The sequence below is a fragment of the Paenibacillus sp. DCT19 genome, from assembly GCF_003268635.1.
Taxonomy (GTDB): domain Bacteria; phylum Bacillota; class Bacilli; order Paenibacillales; family Paenibacillaceae; genus Paenibacillus.
Genome location: NZ_CP029639.1, coordinates 5,742,501 through 5,758,336 on the forward strand (window position 1 = coordinate 5,742,501; position 15,836 = coordinate 5,758,336).

Genomic DNA, 15,836 nt, shown 5'->3' on the forward strand with positions numbered 1-15,836 from the left:
GAAATGAACTCGTTCTATGTATTTAGCGGCAAAAAGATCAAACGTTACCTGATTGTGCTGGCTGCTGCCGTGTTTGCTATCGGAATAATCTATCTGGAGAGCGGCAACGTTTCTGTGTTCTCAGAGGATACACCTTCTGCAGTCTACAGTGTTCCAACAGAAAAAAAAGTAATTGCACTTACGTTTGACATTAGCTGGGGGATAAGCGAACCGAACCCATCCTTAAGGTGCTGAAAGAGAACAAGATTGAAAAGGCTACCTTCTTCCTCTCCTCACCATGGAGTAAAACACATCCTGAAATCGTAACCTCAATTAAGGAAGCGGGATACGAAATCGGGAGCCATGGGCACAGACACGAAAACTATAGCAGCCTGACAGAGGAAGAGATCCGTAAGGAAATTTCGACAGCTCATAGCATTTTAACCGATTTAACGGGTAAAGAACCGAATTTATTGCGACTGCCCAATGGTGATTTTGACAAACGTGTTCTCCAGGTTGCGAGTAGTTTGAACTACCAGGTCGTACAATGGGATACTGATTCTCAAGATTGGAAAAACCCCGGTGTACAAACCATTGTTGATCGTGTAGTCAGCAAAGCTCATCCAGGAGATATCGTTTTGCTGCACGCCAGTGACTCATCTAAACAAACGCATGAAGCCTTACCTGTAATTATCGATAAACTTAGAAATCAAGGGTATGAGTTTGTCACGGTTTCCGAATTGTTGAATCACTCCAGCACTAAAGGTACAGAGGTGCGTGATCAAGCTAGTGCACAATAATACGCTGCCAAGTTACGTTATATCTCAATGAATGCTCATGTATTACAATAACTGCAATGACGTTATAGATCAAAATTACACATTGTATGCTATTCGTGGCAAATGAAAAGAGCTAACCAACGTTAGCTCTTTTTGGGTTTGTTATTATAAGAAAATCAAAAACATGCTTCTGACCATTTCACACCTGCTCTACCTTTCCAGTAACAGCTTGTTCTGAAGGTGAATCCACCAATTTGTGCAATATCAGCATTTGGTATGCATTACACATTAGTAAGGGAACCACAATAAATATGGTCGCTGCATTTGAATCTATGCGTAATACCCCAATCGTCTCTACAGCTGTTACAGCAATCATAAAGAAAAGGGTCGGCACAAGTGCAGAAATGTTTGTTTGCTTAACCTTCACGTAAGCGGTAACAATTGCTGCTGCTAAAATAATGAGTCCAAGGACAATATCAGATATAGGCTCTCGCCCCTCTCCCACAAACAGCCGCAAGAACATCACATCAAGTAAAGCCAAGACTGTTAGTATGATCTGAACAATTTGCCAGCCCCGTTTGGGAAACACGCCTTTACCCATATAATTCAAAATTAAATATGCAAAGAAGCCCATCTGCGAATATACACTAATCATAATTCCGGAGCCAAAGAGAATGAGCAGATATAACATAAAATCAGCAATTCCATTCGTTTTTTCTCCATTTAACAACATCATTGTTAGTCCTGTTACTAATGATCCCGCCGCTCCGATCAACAACGCGGTCCAAAATAGGAAAAACCATTTCCGTAAATTCAAATGTTTTCCACCCCCGAGACTTTATTTTACCAACCTTCTCAGCAAAAAACCATCTCCGATCAACATATTTACGGCTTTCTCATCACATACTACATCCAGTATCTAATCAAGGAGGGGTTGTGCACATGAAACGGCCATTGTGGCAGTTATGTTGTGTCCTATTTGGACTATCCGCCCTGCTCGCCGGCTGCGGCTCTGATCAGAATTATTCGCCTCCTCAAGGCAGTTATAAAGAGATGAAAACCATGGTGGTGGACATCCTCAAAAGTGATGAGGGAAAAAAAGCGGTGGAAGAAGCTCTCACTGGTCAAAGCTCTTCTGGCGGCGGTGGAGAAGGCGGTGGCTCTGAGCAAGGTGGCGGTGGTGGCGGGTCTGGTACAATCGGTATGAAAATGCTGATGCCTATGCAATCTCAGGAACAGATTCGTGTTGCGGTAAAGGATACCATAACTGCTCCAGAATACAAGAAGGAATTCGAGAAAATTATGACCGATCCACAATTTGCAGGTGAGTTCGCCAAAGTGGTCAATTCACAAAGTAAACAATTACACATGGAACTAATCAAAGATCCAACGTATCAAAAATCTATCTCAGATATTATGAAATCTCCTGAAGTTTCCAAGATGTTCATGGATATGACCAAAACGCCTGATTATCGTAAACAAACGATGACCGTCATGCAAGAAGTGATGCAAAATCCTTTATTCCGTATGGAAGTTCTAACTTTGTTGAAAAAAGTCGTTCAGGACGAGCTTCAACCTAAGGTGGAAAGTGGCGGAGGACAGAAGGATGATCAACAACAGCAACAAGACGGTCAAGGACAAGATAGTGGTTCAGGTGATGGGGCGGTGGGGACTCGGGTGGCGGATCATAGAAATACTGGTTTAAGTGATATCGTATGAAATAGACGGTTATGTATAATCAAAGGCCCCGCATCTATAGATGCAGGGCTTTAACTCGTAGCTATCGCTTCGACAAAGGAGATTCGGACTAAAATTTAAAATTTAGTTTCAATCTCGTTTGCGATTTCAGCATATATCGTTCCAATAGGAGTATCTGCTTTGTAAACGGATGGTGAGAAGTCTGGCTCAGAGATATGGTTATCTGGTGCTCCAAGTGGAATCTGAGCAAGTAGACTTGTATGCAAGCTTTCAGCAAGCTGCCCACCGCCTCCACGCCCAAATACATAGTCCTTTTCTCCACAACTTCCGCATTCATAATACGCCATATTCTCGACGACACCAAGCAGCTCATGTTCGGTCTGAATGGCCATCGCTCCTGCACGTGCTGCCACAAAAGCCGCTGTTGCATGCGGGGTAGTGACTATTATCTCTTTGCTATGAGGTATCATCTGATGTACATCCAGTGCAACGTCACCCGTTCCTGGAGGCAAATCTAGTAACATGTAATCGAGTTCCCCCCAATTCACATCGGTAAAAAACTGACGAAGCATTCGACCTAACATAGGCCCGCGCCAAATCACAGGATTATTCTCACGAATAAAGAATCCCATCGACATAACTTTAACACCGAATCGTTCTACTGGCTGAATAATCCCATCTTCTACAACGGGATACTCTTCAATGCCCATCATGTCCGGAACACTGAAGCCATATATGTCTGCATCAATTAAGCCGACCTTTTTACCTTGACGAGCCAGAGCGACTGCTAAGTTCACCGTCACAGTGGATTTACCAACGCCACCTTTACCACTTGCAATTGCAATGTAACGTACACCAGATTCAGGACTCAACAATTCGTGTCCACCCAAACCTGCTGCATGGCCTTTGACGAGAACTTCTTCGTCACTTGGGTCTTGTTCAATATCCCCTTCTGAAAGGTTCTGACGTTCATGCTCAGACGCTGCCCGAAAGCGAATATGTACATCCTCTATTCCATGCTGGGACAAAAGATTGCGCGCAGCATCACTTAGAGCTGTTGTATCCTCGGGCTGGTTGTCCAACGTCACGAGTGTAATGGCTACACGATGTTCTTTCACCATAATATCGCGAACCCACTGCAGTTCGGTCAGACTAACTCCCAATTGTGGTTCTTGTAATGGTTGCAATAGTTCAAGTATCTGTTCTTTTGATAACATCAGACAGCACCTCAGCTTTATCTATTGGCATGTATTAAGTATGCGGTATCAATTATATCATTACCGGTCTGATTGTGACTAACTTTTCGGGCGTTCTCCTGAGGAATATCGAAGAATCCCGTTATATATGGAGGCTGCAACTTTGCGCTGATACGTTTCATCTGCAAGCATTCGTGCCTCTTCTGGATGAGACAGGAAACCTACTTCCACTAGAGCAGAAGGAATCTTCAACGCCTGTAGTAAGTACACGGTATTTACCGTTTTGGCGATCCGATCTGTGTTTTCCAGATTCCGTATCATCTCTTGCTGAAGCAGATTCGCTAACCCTTCATTGTCAGCATGATTAGGTGTATAAAATACTTGTGCCCCGCTCCATCGGTTAGAAGGAATGCTATTCATATGAATGCTAATAAACAGATCTGCTTGCTTGTCCTCAATCCGTCTAACTCGTTGTTTCAGATCTTCTGTTTTACGTTTGGAGTAACCTCTTGTATCCGCTTCAGCAAGATCTGTATCGATCTCTCGTGTCATTACGACCAAAGCACCTGCCTGTTGTAAGTAGTCCCTCACATATAGGGCGATGGAAAGGTTAATGTCCTTCTCAATTACGCCCTGCTTACTAACTGCTCCCCCATCTGGTCCACCATGTCCAGCATCAATAGCGATAACTTTACCCGCAAGAGGCAAGCTCCAGTATCCGGACGTTTTGGATGAAGGAATCTCATATGTGGCTACACCTACTAACATCGCCAACAAACACAGACTTAACAGTATTCTTTTTACTGTACGCAGACGTATCCAAACAACAAAATGTTTTCCCCTATTTTTACGCATAAAAAAACCACCTCGCCCCTATAAATGACTCTAATCATCTATATGGGACAAGATGGACAAATATAACCTTTAGGACTGGACTTGCTCAGCCATTCCTTCAATCAGTATCTCAGCTACCTCTGGACGTGTAAACTCAGGTGGTGGGCATTCTCCATTACGAAGCAATCCACGTACCTTAGTTCCAGACAACGTCATATGATGCTCTTTACCGTGTGGACAAGTTTTACTGGAAGCCATATTACCACATTTGGTACAAAAGAAGCTATGCTCGAAGAACAGCGGCGTAATCCCCAGCTCTTCAGCTGTAAAGTTGGAGAAAATCTCTTGTGCTTCATAGGTACCGTAATAATCACCAACGCCAGCGTGATCACGACCAACTATAAAATGGGTACAACCATAGTTTTTACGCACCATAGCATGGAAAATCGCTTCACGTGGCCCCGCGTATCTCATGGCCGCTGGAAACACACCTAGAAAGGCACGATCAGCCGGATAATAGTTCTCCAGCAACACCAAGTAGCTCTTCATGCGCACATTGGCTGGAACGTCATCAGACTTCGTTTCACCTACAAGCGGATTAAGGAACAAGGCATCTACGATCTCCATCGCGCTTTTCTGAATGTACTCATGTGCACGGTGAACTGGGTTACGGGTTTGAAAACCAACTACTGTTCTCCATCCCTTCTCCTGAAAGGTCTTCCTAGTCTCAGCAGGATCGAAATAAAATTGCTCAAATTTCGCTGGTTTAGGGCGATTTAACACTTGAATTGGACCTCCCACATACGTTGCAGGTCGCTCCAGCAATTTTTTCACACCTGGATGCTCTGGATCGTCTGTTTTGAACACTTTACGTGCTTCTTCACCCTGATCCACCTTGTATACACTCTGAACTTCCAACAAGCCATAAGTGACTCCATCATCTTGCCCCACCAAAGCTACCCTTTGTCCTACCTGCAGCTCAGCAGCGCGCTGGTCGTCTACAGCAAGAGTGATCGGGATACTCCATACCGTGCCATCTGCCAACCGCATGCGCGATACAACAGAGAGATAGTCCTCCTCTTTCAAGAAACCCGTCAGTGGGGAGAACGCCCCCACACCAATCAGATCTAAATCAGAGATCGTCCATGTGTTGATGTGCAGTGAAGGCAGTGTCTCACTTTCCCGTAGTAGTTGTTCCCGTTCTTCTCCTTGTACGACACGCTGTACTAGCGTACCTCCATGAGGCAGAATTGAAGTCATCTTGTCAGCTCCCTATTTCAATATTAATTACCACAATGAAAAAGTATCCAGAAGTCAATTACTGGTTTGGTTACGGAAACCTCATAGGTTGTTATAAACGAGTCAAATGCTTATATAAGTGTACCGTTTATCGGCTATTGCATTGCTTACATTATGAGAATTATTTATGCAGTCCACACTCAGTCTTGTCATTACCGGACCATCGTCCCGCACGTGGATCTTCTCCAGGCATGACTTGACGTGTACAATACTCACATCCAATACTCGGGTAATTCTGATCATGCAATGGATTGTAGACGACATTGTTAGCACGAATGTAGTCCCATACATCCTCAGAAGTCCAGTGAGCGATTGGATTGAATTTCATAAGACCAAATTTCGTATCATACTCCACTTTCTTGGAGTTAGCACGGGTAGGTGCTTGATCTCGACGTATACCTGTAATCCAAGCATCATACTGAGATAGTATACGTGTCAGTGGCTCTACCTTACGGATATTACAGCATGCATTCGGATCCGATTTCCACAACTCCGCTCCATGCGCTGCCTCTTGCTCTTCAGGCGTAATTTTAGGTGATACACGCACAAAATCTAAATTGTATTTTTCTTGCATAACGTCCCGAGTTTCATACGTTTCTTTAAAATGAAAATCCGTGTCCAGGTAGAACACATCCGTGGATGGACTAATCTTTTGCAGCATATCTACTAATACAACATCCTCCGCACCAAAGCTGCATGCAAATGTAATGTTTGGAAACGTCTCAACTGCATAACGAATAATATCTTCTGGGCTAGCAGATTCTAATTCCTCAGCTTTTTTCCGGGCAAGTTCCTCTTTTTCAAGCAAGTTCATTTGGTATTTCCCCCATTCAACAATTGTAAATCTAAATCTAAAGCCGACTAATCTAATATGAATTATGTTTAGTATAAATCTTTCGTAGGGGATGTCAATGCCTGCCATATGGTAAAAAAGAGCATATATCGCTTCATTTAGACGTTGTAAATGAGCCACTAAATAGGGATTCAGTTGCCCACTAACCCTATCGAAAGCAATAGATGTGAATCAACTCAGCACATACTAAGTCAATACATCACTTATGGTGACCGCCTGTAATCCTTTGCCCCTATTGGGTTTACAGACATTTTAGGAATTAAGGTGACAGTCTTCTCCCTGTCTATAATGTCTAGCCGTAGTGACGGTTAGATGTGTTAAAACTTAGAAATAAGATCAGTGATTGCTCGGAGATATGTAAGCGAGTTTTATTGAAACTATAAGAAAGACTGATGGATTGATAAGTCAGTTTAATGTTTTGTATTTATGTGATGAAGTATTACACAGCTCAAGTAATTTGTATGATCTAATGTGAGCGAAGGAGCATGTTCATATGGAAATAGAACTCTATAATGAACTACGTAGATATAACGATAACCCAGTGAAGGAAACAGGATGCCACAGAGCGTAAGAGAATATAATTGATCTCCGCAAGCTATAGATATTTTAGACACAAAAAAGCCCCTGGCCGAGGCCAGAGGCTTGTAATGCATATTAACGTTTGGAGAACTGAGGAGCGCGACGAGCGGCTTTGAGACCGTATTTTTTACGTTCTTTCATCCGTGGGTCACGAGTCAGGAATCCTGCTTTTTTCAGGGATGCACGGTACTCAGGATCTGCTTTCAACAGAGCGCGAGAGATACCGTGACGGATAGCGCCGGCTTGACCGGAGATTCCGCCACCATGAGCGATAACCAAAACGTCATAGTTGCTGAGCGTTTCTGTCAAAGTCAGTGGTTGTTTTACGATCAGTTTGAGTGTTTCCAAACCGAAGTATTCATTAATATCACGTTTATTGATGACAATGCGTCCTTCACCCGGTACAAGGCGAACACGTGCTACCGAATGTTTACGACGACCTGTCCCATAGTATTGTACTTGTGCCATGAAACTGTCCTCCTTTTAATTAGCCGCGAAGTTCGTAAACTTCTGGTTTTTGTGCTGCATGTGGATGCTCAGTGCCTCTGTACGCTTTAAGTCTCAGCTTCATTTTCTCGCCCATGCGAGTTTTTGGAAGCATACCGCGAACAGCCAATTCCAACATACGTTCAGGTTTGTTTTTAACCATCTCTTCAGCAGTAGTTACTTTCAAACCACCTGGGTGCATCGAGTGACGGTAGTATTTCTTACCTTGCATTTTTTTACCAGTCAATACGATTTTCTCAGCATTGATGATAACAACGAAATCGCCAGTGTCCACATGTGGAGTGAATTGTGGCTTATGTTTGCCGCGGATCAAAGCAGCTGCTTCGCTCGCCAAACGTCCGAGGGTTTTGCCTTCAGCATCAATGATGTGCCATTGGCGCTCAACTTCGTTAGGCTTCGCCATGTACGTAGTACGCATGAAAATTTCCTCCTTAAAATGTTCAAAATCATCATTTTCATTTATCTTCGTTCATTAAGTTATAACTTTAGGTGTTGATGGATTAGTTGTTGCGATGTGAACCTCTTAATTGGGGCTGTGGGAAAGCCATTAAGAAAACACAACTTTTATATTACATGATAGGAGACCAAATCGCAAGTGTTAATTAAGCTTTTTACTCACCAAATTTAATCTTTTTTGTATTCAAGATCCCAGAGCATTAAACCGCAGCTAACAGCAGTAGGTCCTGCAGCAGATCGATTACATGCAGCAATCATATTCGGTACATCAGAGGCTTTCCGTTTGCCCTCTCCGATCTCCAGCAGCGTACCAACAATGATACGAACCATATGCTGCAAAAAGCCGTTACCACTCACATAAATGTGAATGACGCCTTGATCGCGCGGATGATCCCTACACATTGAACGGTCTACTTCCATCCATGCTTCGTATACCGAACGTACATGATTCTCTTTCTGAGACTTGCGTGAAGCAAAGGACGTGAAATCATACGTACCTATAAAGTGACGCAGTCCCTCCTCCATAGCCGCAGTGTCCAGTTTGGCATGGTGATGATATTGCAGTCTTCTGTTGAAAACATCCGGAAATTGATTCGCATTAACCGTGTACCGATACGTCTTCTTTTTCGCTGCATAGCGAGAATGAAAATCCGCCGGCACTTCCAATGCATCAATAACGACAATATCCGCTGGTAATCTGGAGTTGAGTGCAATACACCAACGCTCAGTTGGAATCTGTGACTCTGTAGGAAAATTGAAGATTTGTCTGCGAGCGTGAACGCCTGCATCCGTTCGGCCTGAACCCGTAATTTTAACAGTCTCACCGGTTAATGCACGAATGGCATCTTCAAGATGGTCCTGAATGGTATTACCTCCCGGCTGTACTTGAAAGCCGTAATAGGCTGTTCCATCGTAAGTTACCGTCATACATAAGTTGCGCATCATAACCACACCTTTGTTCCATACTATACAAATACATATCCCTATCCCGAACAGCAAAAGAAGCCCCTTACGGAGCTTCAATTACAGCACGAATTCCGAAATGAAGAGAAAAAAGGGTTAACCCAGAATCGTTGACTCTGTCCCCTTTCCTCATCTCATCTGTTTTACGCGCGGTCTACCAGTTCCAAGTAAACCATTGGCGCTGCGTCACCACGACGAGGTCCCAGTTTCAGGATACGAGTGTATCCACCTGGACGCTCAGCGTAACGACCGGACAATTCGCTAAACAGTTTTTGGATTGCATCTTGCTCACCATCGATAGTTTCGCGGCGAACATAAGCTGCCACTTGGCGACGGGCGTGAAGATCTCCCTTTTTCGCTTTAGTGATCAGTTTTTCAGCAATAGAGCGAACCTCTTTTGCTTTCGCTTCAGTTGTCTGAATGCGTTCGTATAAGAACAGGTCGGTTACCAGGTCACGGAACAAAGCTTTACGCGCGCTGGAATTACGGCCCAACTTTTGGTATGCCATTGTTTTCCCTCCTTCACTTCAAGCACTCGGCTGTCTATTCTTCTGTACGGAGTCCCAAACCAAGCTCCTCAAGCTTCTCTTGAACTTCTTCCAAAGACTTACGTCCGAGGTTACGGACTTTCATCATGTCTTCTTCTGTTTTCGTAGTCAGCTCTTGTACGGTATTAATACCAGCACGTTTGAGGCAGTTGTAGGAACGAACAGAGAGATCCAGCTCTTCGATCGTCATTTCGAGTACTTTTTCTTTTTTGTCTTCTTCTTTTTCGACCATGATCTCTGCATCTTTCGCTTCGTCTGTAAGACCCACGAAGAGCATCAAGTGCTCGGTCAAAATTTTAGCGCCGAGGCTTACAGCCTCTTCAGGACGAATACTTCCGTCAGTCCAAACTTCCAACGTGAGCTTGTCATAGTTGGTCACTTGGCCAACACGCGTATTTTCCACAGCGTAGTTTACGCGGCTAATCGGGGTGAAGATGGAATCGACAGGGATGACGCCGATCGGCTGGTCATCGCGTTTATTCCGATCTGCCTGGACGTAGCCGCGACCGCGATTGGCAAAAATACGCATGTGAAGTCTCGAACCTGGTCCGAGCGTAGCAATGTGAAGATCCGGATTAAGGATTTCCACATCGGAGTCAGCACGGATATCTCCTGCCGTAATTGCTCCTTCGCCTTCAGCATCAATCTCGAGAACTTTCTCCTCGTCGGAATGAATCTTAAGCGACAAAGCTTTCAGGTTAAGAATAATCTCCGTTACATCTTCCATTACGCCAGGAACTGTAGCAAATTCATGCAGAACGCCATCGATTTGAACCGAAGACACTGCCGCACCCGGCAGTGAGGAAAGTAGGATTCGGCGAAGCGAGTTTCCAAGCGTCGTACCATATCCACGTTCCAGCGGTTCTACTACGAATTTCCCATAGGTGCCATCATCGTTGACGTCTACCGTCTCAATTTTCGGCTTTTCGATTTCAATCACTGCAATACCCCTCCTTCAAAACGTCGGTCCTCTATGAAACATTTACCTTCTCTTGCGAAAACATGCAGTACTATGCCTAAACAACCATTATTAGCAGATTGTGCCGGAAGTATACCACACGCAGGGGCAAATCTCATTAGACACGACGACGTTTTGGAGGACGGCATCCGTTATGCGGGACTGGAGTTACGTCTTTGATCAGGTTAACTTCAAGACCAGCAGCTTGCAAAGAGCGGATCGCTGCTTCACGGCCTGCGCCTGGTCCTTTAACCATAACCTCAACGGCTTTCATCCCATGTTCCATTGCAGCTTTGGCAGCAGTCTCAGCAGCCATTTGTGCAGCAAACGGAGTCGATTTACGGGAACCTCTGAATCCGAGGCCGCCGGAGCTTGCCCACGAAATTGCGTTTCCGTGAGGATCCGTAATAGTAACGATAGTGTTATTGAAAGTGGAACGGATATGTGCCACGCCAGATTCAATATTTTTACGGTCACGACGTTTAGTACGTACGACTTTTTTCGGTTTAGCCATTTTCTCTTATCCCCCTTATTATTTCTTCTTGTTCGCTACTGTACGACGAGGACCTTTACGAGTACGAGCATTCGTTTTCGTACGTTGTCCACGAACAGGCAGACCACGACGATGACGAACTCCACGGTAACAACCGATCTCCGTCAAACGTTTAATATTCAAAGAGATTTCACGACGCAGGTCACCTTCAACTTTGACCTCTTTGTCGATACTTTCACGCAATTTGCTGACTTCATCTTCCGTCAAATCACGAACACGAGTGTTCTGATCGATGCCTGTAGAGCTCAGAATTTTCTGGGAAGTCGTTTTACCGATTCCGAAAATATAAGTCAAGGCGATCTCAACGCGCTTATCACGTGGCAAATCCACACCAGCTATACGTGCCATTTTACGCTACACCCCTTCATTAACCTTGTTTTTGTTTGTGTTTCGGATTTTCACAGATAACCATTACATTCCCTTTGCGGCGAATGACTTTGCATTTTTCGCAAATCGGCTTGACCGAAGGTCTTACCTTCATGTGAATTACCTCCTCAAAGTTCTGCTTAGCAAAACTCTCTTCGTAAGCATTGACCTTGTTCTACTATTGTAAAACCGGCTTCGAAGCTTTCGCAAGTTTTGCCGGGCAAAACCCGCTTCATAAGCTTCACAGTTCATTGCAACTGTCTACTACTATTTACGGTAAGTTATACGACCTTTTGTTAAATCATAAGGCGATAACTGAACAACTACTTTGTCTCCAGTCAGGATACGGATGAAGTGCATCCGTAACTTTCCGGAAACGTGAGCGAGAATTTGATGACCGTTCTCAAGCTCAACTTTGAACGTTGCATTCGGTAGCGGTTCAAGAACCGTACCTTCCACTTCAATGACATCTTCCTTAGCCATTAGTCAGTCTCCTTTCTCTTCAGCTTGAATGTTGGTGGATTCCAGAAACGAATGCACCGCATAGCGAAGCTTTCCGTTTGTCACCCGACCACTCTCGTTTAAACTGTTTACGACCTCGTTGCTAATCATCGGTTGGAGCTCAAGATGAAGAATATTCTTCTTCTTAGGTTGATCAAACTTACGTTTGTCTCCATCCGCAATATATACGAACCTCGCGTCCGCTATAGCAACAATTACTGCGGCTTGGTCCGCATTGCGGCCTTTACGGATCTTCACAAGTTGACCGAGCTGCGGATTAGACTGATTATTCATGCCTTATCACCTACGCATTCAGTTTTGTGAAAATTTCCATGCCTTCTGGTGTAACTGCTACGGTGTGTTCAAAGTGGGCACATAACGATCCATCGACAGTTACGACAGTCCAGTTATCTTCCAACGTTTTTACATACCGTCTACCTACGTTAACCATCGGCTCTATGGCCAGCACCATGCCCGCTTTGAGCCGTGGCCCCCGATCAGGAAGACCATAGTTCGGAATCTGTGGTTCCTCATGTAGATTGGCTCCTATGCCGTGACCGACATATTCACGTACTACCGAAAAACCAGCATCCTCAATATATTTCTGAATCGCATGAGATATTGTAAACAAGCGAACGTCAGGTTTCACTTGCGCCAGACCTGCGTACAATGAAGCCTCCGTAACCTCTAGGAGACGACGGGCTTCTTCAGAAATACGGCCAACTGGATAAGTCCAGGCTGAATCTCCGTGATACCCTTGGTACTGCGCGCCGATGTCAAACGTAACAATATCGCCCTCGTTCAACTTGCGTTTGCCGGGAAATCCATGCACCAACTCTTCATTCACTGAAGCGCACACACTGGCAGGGAAACCGTTATAACCTTTGAAAGACGGCACAGCTCCTTGACTGCAGATAAATTGTTCGGCCATATGGTCAAGTTCTCCAGTCGTAATACCGGGTGAGATATGTTCTGCTAAGAGACGATGCGTTTCCGCAACTATTCTCCCTGCCTCTCGCATCAAACCCAGTTCCGTTTCTGACTTACCAATGATCATTCAATTAACCTCTCAGTAAGGACACGATTTGTTGAGAAACTTGATCGATATCTTGCTCTCCATCCATTTGACGAAGAAGAGCTTTGTTCTCATAAAACGTGAGGAGTGGTGCTGTTTTGTTGATATACTCGTCCAGACGCGTGCCTACGCTCTCTTCATTATCATCAGAGCGTTGGTACAACTCTCCGCCGCATTTATCACAAATACCTTCCTGCTTCGGCGGATTGAATACGACATGATACGTGGCTCCACAGTTTTTACAAAGCCGACGACCCGTTAAACGAGCCAACAGTTTGTTGCGATCCACTTTCAGGTTAATCACATGATCAAGACCTGAATTCAGTCGATCCAGAATGCCATCGAGCGCTTCTGCTTGAGACAAGGTTCTTGGAAAACCATCCAAGAGAAACCCTTCTCTACAGTCAGGCTGCTGCAATCGTTCTTCAACGATGCCGATTGTAACATCATCTGGCACAAGCAATCCTTGATCCATATATTCCTTGGCTTTCAAACCAATGGGAGTTCCCTGTTTGATCGCAAGGCGAAATGCATCGCCTGTTGAAATATGGGGAATACCGAACTCTTTCACGATGACTTCTGCTTGCGTTCCTTTTCCTGCCCCCGGAGGGCCCATGAATAGGATGTTCACGTTATGTCACTCCCTCCAAGACTACCCTACATCAACAAACAGCACAATAGGTGCCGGCAAGTAAATCTTCACTCGACCGGTACCTATTGCCTATTTATTGATAAAACCTTTGTAGTGGCGTTTGATCAATTGGCTTTCGATTTGCTTCATCGTATCCAGCGCAACACCGATAACGATCAGGAGGGATGTTCCTCCAATTTGCGCTGATTGAGGCAAACCAGAAAGTGCCCCTAAGAATACAGGCAGAACGGAAATGACTGCCAAGAAGATGGCTCCGGCCATTGTCAAACGAGTCATGACACGGGTCAGATATTTCTCGGTTGCTTTACCCGGACGAATGCCTGGGATGTAACCGCCGTTCTTTTTCATATTATCAGCCATCTGCTGAGGATTCATCTGTACGAAAGTATAGAAGAATGTGAAACCGAAGATCATCACAACATACAGCAACATACCAAGAGGTTTGTGTGTAGTCAGATTCTGACCGATCCACTGTGCCCAAACGCGATCTGCCCAGAAGTTGGCGATAATCGTTGGGAACATCAACAGCGATGATGCGAAGATGACAGGGATAACACCTGCTGCATTAATTTTCAGCGGGATGTGTGTATTCTGTCCACCGTACATTTTGTTACCTACGACACGTTTAGCGTACTGTACAGGAATTTTCCGAATCGCCTGCTGAATGTAAATGACACCAATGATGATCAGCACAATAACAATTGCGATGATTACACCCTTGAGAATGTTCATGAACAACTGATCAGGTTGGATAAAGTCGGACTCAATCGTTTGTTTGATAATGTTAGGCACCGTTGATAGGATACCCGCAAAGATCAAAATCGAAATCCCGTTTCCTATGCCCTTCTCGGTGATCTGCTCACCAAGCCACATCAGGAATGAAGTACCGGCCGTAAGTACAATCGCAATCAAGATATAATCTGCAAAAGTTGCATTAGGAATCATGTCAGTGTTGTACAAGCGATTGAATCCGATCGACGTACCAAACGCTTGAATCAATGCCAATCCTACCGTTAAGTAACGGGTCAACTGTGCTGATTTCTTCTTACCTTGTTCACCTTGCTTAGCCCACTCCGCTAATTTAGGAATAACGTCCATGGAAAGCAACTGTACTATGATAGACGCAGTGATGTAAGGTACGATCCCGAGTGCAAATATCGAGAACTGGAACAGTGCTCCACCCGAGAACGTATTGAGAAGTCCAAAAACTTCTTTACCCGCAGAATTTGTCGCTTCGAACACATCTTTGTTAACACCCGGAACGGGAACAAAGGAGCCGATGCGGTAAATGATCAGTACAAAAAGGGTAAATAATACCCTTTTGCGCAGATCCTCAACCCGCCAGATATTCTTTAGGGTCTTGAACATTAAATCACCTCGGTTGTACCGCCGGCAGCTTCAATTTTCTCCACCGCAGATTGAGAAAACTTATTAGCTTTAACAGTCAGCTTCACAGTGACTTCACCGTTACCCAGGATTTTGATTCCGGATTTAGCGTTTTTAACTACGCCATTCGTCATCAAGAATTCTGGAGTTACTTCAGTACCCGCAGCAAAACTGTTCAGGTCTTCAGTATTCACAACTGCATATTCTTTGCGAGTTGGGTTTACGAAACCACGTTTTGGCAATCGACGATACAATGGATTTTGTCCACCTTCGAAGCCTGGACGAACACCACCGCCAGAGCGAGAGTTTTGTCCTTTGTGACCGCGACCTGATGTTTTACCTGTACCACTACTTGGACCGCGACCAACACGCTTACGCTCTTTACGAGATCCAGGAGATGGAGAAAGCTCATGTAACTTCATCGTTCGTTGCACCTCCTTAAAGATTTGTGGGATTAACCCGTTATTAAGCTTCTACTTCTTTTACAGCTACCAGATGGCTTACTTTGTTAATCATACCACGGATGGCAGGATTATCGTTTTGAACCACTTTGCTGTTGATTTTGCGCAATCCCAATGTTTTCACAGTTGTTCTTTGCGTCTCCGGACGTCCGATCAAGCTACGGACGAGGGTAATTTCTAATTTAGCCATGAG

The 15,836-nt window shown here is 44.6% G+C and carries 21 protein-coding genes and 1 pseudogene; 2 read left to right on the forward strand and 20 right to left on the reverse strand.

The window, feature by feature from the left end; genetic code table 11:
* Positions 1–3 precede the first annotated feature (3 nt).
* A pseudogene (gene pdaB, locus DMB88_RS26220) lies at positions 4–779 on the forward strand (polysaccharide deacetylase family sporulation protein PdaB).
* Between the two features lie 178 nt (positions 780–957).
* On the opposite strand, the gene DMB88_RS26225 reads toward pdaB, so the two are convergent.
* Positions 958–1,575, reverse strand: coding sequence for a KinB-signaling pathway activation protein (locus tag DMB88_RS26225; protein WP_128103664.1), 618 nt, complete (start codon positions 1,573–1,575; stop codon positions 958–960).
* 125 nt (positions 1,576–1,700) lie between these two features.
* Between DMB88_RS26225 and gerD the strand changes: the two genes are divergently transcribed.
* The gene (gene gerD / locus DMB88_RS26230) at positions 1,701–2,477 is read left to right on the forward strand and encodes a spore germination lipoprotein GerD (protein WP_128103665.1); all 777 of its coding nucleotides are present in this window, start codon (positions 1,701–1,703) and stop codon (positions 2,475–2,477) included.
* Positions 2,478–2,572: 95 nt separating this feature from the next.
* Here the strand turns inward: gerD and DMB88_RS26235 are convergent, their stop codons facing one another.
* From DMB88_RS26235 to rpmD, 19 genes are all read right to left on the reverse strand, one after another.
* Positions 2,573–3,673, reverse strand: coding sequence for an Mrp/NBP35 family ATP-binding protein (locus DMB88_RS26235; RefSeq protein WP_128103666.1), 1,101 nt, complete (start codon positions 3,671–3,673; stop codon positions 2,573–2,575).
* 78 nt (positions 3,674–3,751) lie between these two features.
* Positions 3,752–4,507, reverse strand: a complete 756-nt coding sequence (gene cwlD, locus DMB88_RS26240; RefSeq protein ID WP_128103667.1) for an N-acetylmuramoyl-L-alanine amidase CwlD — start codon at positions 4,505–4,507, stop codon at positions 3,752–3,754.
* Positions 4,508–4,576: 69 nt separating this feature from the next.
* On the reverse strand, positions 4,577–5,746 hold the full coding sequence (gene sat, locus DMB88_RS26245; RefSeq protein WP_128103668.1) for a sulfate adenylyltransferase: 1,170 nt from the start codon (positions 5,744–5,746) through the stop codon (positions 4,577–4,579).
* A gap of 160 nt (positions 5,747–5,906) precedes the next feature.
* On the reverse strand, positions 5,907–6,599 hold the full coding sequence (locus DMB88_RS26250) for a phosphoadenylyl-sulfate reductase (RefSeq protein WP_128103669.1): 693 nt from the start codon (positions 6,597–6,599) through the stop codon (positions 5,907–5,909).
* A 693-nt stretch (positions 6,600–7,292) separates the two neighbouring features.
* Complete coding sequence (gene rpsI / locus DMB88_RS26255; RefSeq protein WP_056697740.1) at positions 7,293–7,685, reverse strand: 30S ribosomal protein S9; 393 nt, start codon at positions 7,683–7,685, stop codon at positions 7,293–7,295.
* 19 nt (positions 7,686–7,704) lie between these two features.
* Entirely contained in the window at positions 7,705–8,142 is a 438-nt protein-coding gene (gene rplM / locus DMB88_RS26260) for a 50S ribosomal protein L13 (RefSeq protein ID WP_024633564.1), read from the reverse strand.
* A 206-nt stretch (positions 8,143–8,348) separates the two neighbouring features.
* Positions 8,349–9,122, reverse strand: coding sequence for a tRNA pseudouridine(38-40) synthase TruA (truA, locus tag DMB88_RS26265; protein WP_128104622.1), 774 nt, complete (start codon positions 9,120–9,122; stop codon positions 8,349–8,351).
* 164 nt (positions 9,123–9,286) lie between these two features.
* A complete protein-coding gene (gene rplQ / locus DMB88_RS26270) occupies positions 9,287–9,652 on the reverse strand; it encodes a 50S ribosomal protein L17 (protein WP_017692102.1) in 366 nt (121 codons plus the stop codon).
* Positions 9,653–9,686: 34 nt separating this feature from the next.
* On the reverse strand, positions 9,687–10,631 hold the full coding sequence (locus DMB88_RS26275; protein ID WP_024633566.1) for a DNA-directed RNA polymerase subunit alpha: 945 nt from the start codon (positions 10,629–10,631) through the stop codon (positions 9,687–9,689).
* A gap of 136 nt (positions 10,632–10,767) precedes the next feature.
* A complete protein-coding gene (rpsK, locus tag DMB88_RS26280) occupies positions 10,768–11,163 on the reverse strand; it encodes a 30S ribosomal protein S11 (protein ID WP_017692100.1) in 396 nt (131 codons plus the stop codon).
* 18 nt (positions 11,164–11,181) lie between these two features.
* Positions 11,182–11,550: a 30S ribosomal protein S13 gene (gene rpsM, locus DMB88_RS26285; protein ID WP_128103670.1), complete on the reverse strand. Its 369-nt coding sequence runs from the start codon at positions 11,548–11,550 to the stop codon at positions 11,182–11,184.
* Between the two features lie 19 nt (positions 11,551–11,569).
* Complete coding sequence (gene rpmJ, locus DMB88_RS26290) at positions 11,570–11,683, reverse strand: 50S ribosomal protein L36 (RefSeq protein ID WP_003333770.1); 114 nt, start codon at positions 11,681–11,683, stop codon at positions 11,570–11,572.
* 152 nt (positions 11,684–11,835) lie between these two features.
* On the reverse strand, positions 11,836–12,051 hold the full coding sequence (gene infA, locus DMB88_RS26295; RefSeq protein ID WP_017692098.1) for a translation initiation factor IF-1: 216 nt from the start codon (positions 12,049–12,051) through the stop codon (positions 11,836–11,838).
* A gap of 3 nt (positions 12,052–12,054) precedes the next feature.
* Complete coding sequence (locus DMB88_RS26300; protein ID WP_128103671.1) at positions 12,055–12,363, reverse strand: KOW domain-containing RNA-binding protein; 309 nt, start codon at positions 12,361–12,363, stop codon at positions 12,055–12,057.
* Positions 12,364–12,373: 10 nt separating this feature from the next.
* Positions 12,374–13,126: a type I methionyl aminopeptidase gene (map, locus tag DMB88_RS26305; protein ID WP_128103672.1), complete on the reverse strand. Its 753-nt coding sequence runs from the start codon at positions 13,124–13,126 to the stop codon at positions 12,374–12,376.
* Between the two features lie 4 nt (positions 13,127–13,130).
* On the reverse strand, positions 13,131–13,775 hold the full coding sequence (locus DMB88_RS26310) for an adenylate kinase (RefSeq protein WP_128103673.1): 645 nt from the start codon (positions 13,773–13,775) through the stop codon (positions 13,131–13,133).
* Positions 13,776–13,865: 90 nt separating this feature from the next.
* Positions 13,866–15,164, reverse strand: a complete 1,299-nt coding sequence (gene secY / locus DMB88_RS26315; RefSeq protein ID WP_128103674.1) for a preprotein translocase subunit SecY — start codon at positions 15,162–15,164, stop codon at positions 13,866–13,868.
* Positions 15,164–15,604: a 50S ribosomal protein L15 gene (rplO, locus tag DMB88_RS26320; RefSeq protein ID WP_128103675.1), complete on the reverse strand. Its 441-nt coding sequence runs from the start codon at positions 15,602–15,604 to the stop codon at positions 15,164–15,166. The genes secY and rplO overlap by 1 nt, the downstream gene beginning before the upstream one ends.
* A 43-nt stretch (positions 15,605–15,647) precedes the next feature.
* Positions 15,648–15,833 (reverse strand): 50S ribosomal protein L30, encoded by a 186-nt coding sequence (rpmD, locus tag DMB88_RS26325; RefSeq protein WP_017692092.1) that lies wholly within the window; start codon positions 15,831–15,833, stop codon positions 15,648–15,650.
* Positions 15,834–15,836: the final 3 nt, after the last annotated feature.

What these genes read in the sequence shown, in the direction of transcription:
- cwlD (WP_128103667.1), bottom strand. Translation starts at nt 4,507, where the DNA reads ATGCGTAAAAATAGGGGAAAACATTTTGTTGTTTGGATACGTCTGCGT.
- secY (WP_128103674.1), bottom strand. Translation starts at nt 15,164, where the DNA reads ATGTTCAAGACCCTAAAGAATATCTGGCGGGTTGAGGATCTGCGCAAA.
- DMB88_RS26250 (WP_128103669.1), bottom strand. Translation starts at nt 6,599, where the DNA reads ATGAACTTGCTTGAAAAAGAGGAACTTGCCCGGAAAAAAGCTGAGGAA.
- DMB88_RS26300 (WP_128103671.1), bottom strand. Translation starts at nt 12,363, where the DNA reads ATGAATAATCAGTCTAATCCGCAGCTCGGTCAACTTGTGAAGATCCGT.
- sat (WP_128103668.1), bottom strand. Translation starts at nt 5,746, where the DNA reads ATGACTTCAATTCTGCCTCATGGAGGTACGCTAGTACAGCGTGTCGTA.
- rplQ (WP_017692102.1), bottom strand. Translation starts at nt 9,652, where the DNA reads ATGGCATACCAAAAGTTGGGCCGTAATTCCAGCGCGCGTAAAGCTTTG.
- DMB88_RS26235 (WP_128103666.1), bottom strand. Translation starts at nt 3,673, where the DNA reads ATGTTATCAAAAGAACAGATACTTGAACTATTGCAACCATTACAAGAA.
- rpsK (WP_017692100.1), bottom strand. Translation starts at nt 11,163, where the DNA reads ATGGCTAAACCGAAAAAAGTCGTACGTACTAAACGTCGTGACCGTAAA.
- map (WP_128103672.1), bottom strand. Translation starts at nt 13,126, where the DNA reads ATGATCATTGGTAAGTCAGAAACGGAACTGGGTTTGATGCGAGAGGCA.
- rplM (WP_024633564.1), bottom strand. Translation starts at nt 8,142, where the DNA reads ATGCGTACTACGTACATGGCGAAGCCTAACGAAGTTGAGCGCCAATGG.
- gerD (WP_128103665.1), top strand. Translation starts at nt 1,701, where the DNA reads ATGAAACGGCCATTGTGGCAGTTATGTTGTGTCCTATTTGGACTATCC.
- truA (WP_128104622.1), bottom strand. Translation starts at nt 9,122, where the DNA reads ATGCGCAACTTATGTATGACGGTAACTTACGATGGAACAGCCTATTAC.
- rpmJ (WP_003333770.1), bottom strand. Translation starts at nt 11,683, where the DNA reads ATGAAGGTAAGACCTTCGGTCAAGCCGATTTGCGAAAAATGCAAAGTC.
- infA (WP_017692098.1), bottom strand. Translation starts at nt 12,051, where the DNA reads ATGGCTAAGGAAGATGTCATTGAAGTGGAAGGTACGGTTCTTGAACCG.
- rpsM (WP_128103670.1), bottom strand. Translation starts at nt 11,550, where the DNA reads ATGGCACGTATAGCTGGTGTGGATTTGCCACGTGATAAGCGCGTTGAG.
- rpmD (WP_017692092.1), bottom strand. Translation starts at nt 15,833, where the DNA reads ATGGCTAAATTAGAAATTACCCTCGTCCGTAGCTTGATCGGACGTCCG.
- rplO (WP_128103675.1), bottom strand. Translation starts at nt 15,604, where the DNA reads ATGAAGTTACATGAGCTTTCTCCATCTCCTGGATCTCGTAAAGAGCGT.
- rpsI (WP_056697740.1), bottom strand. Translation starts at nt 7,685, where the DNA reads ATGGCACAAGTACAATACTATGGGACAGGTCGTCGTAAACATTCGGTA.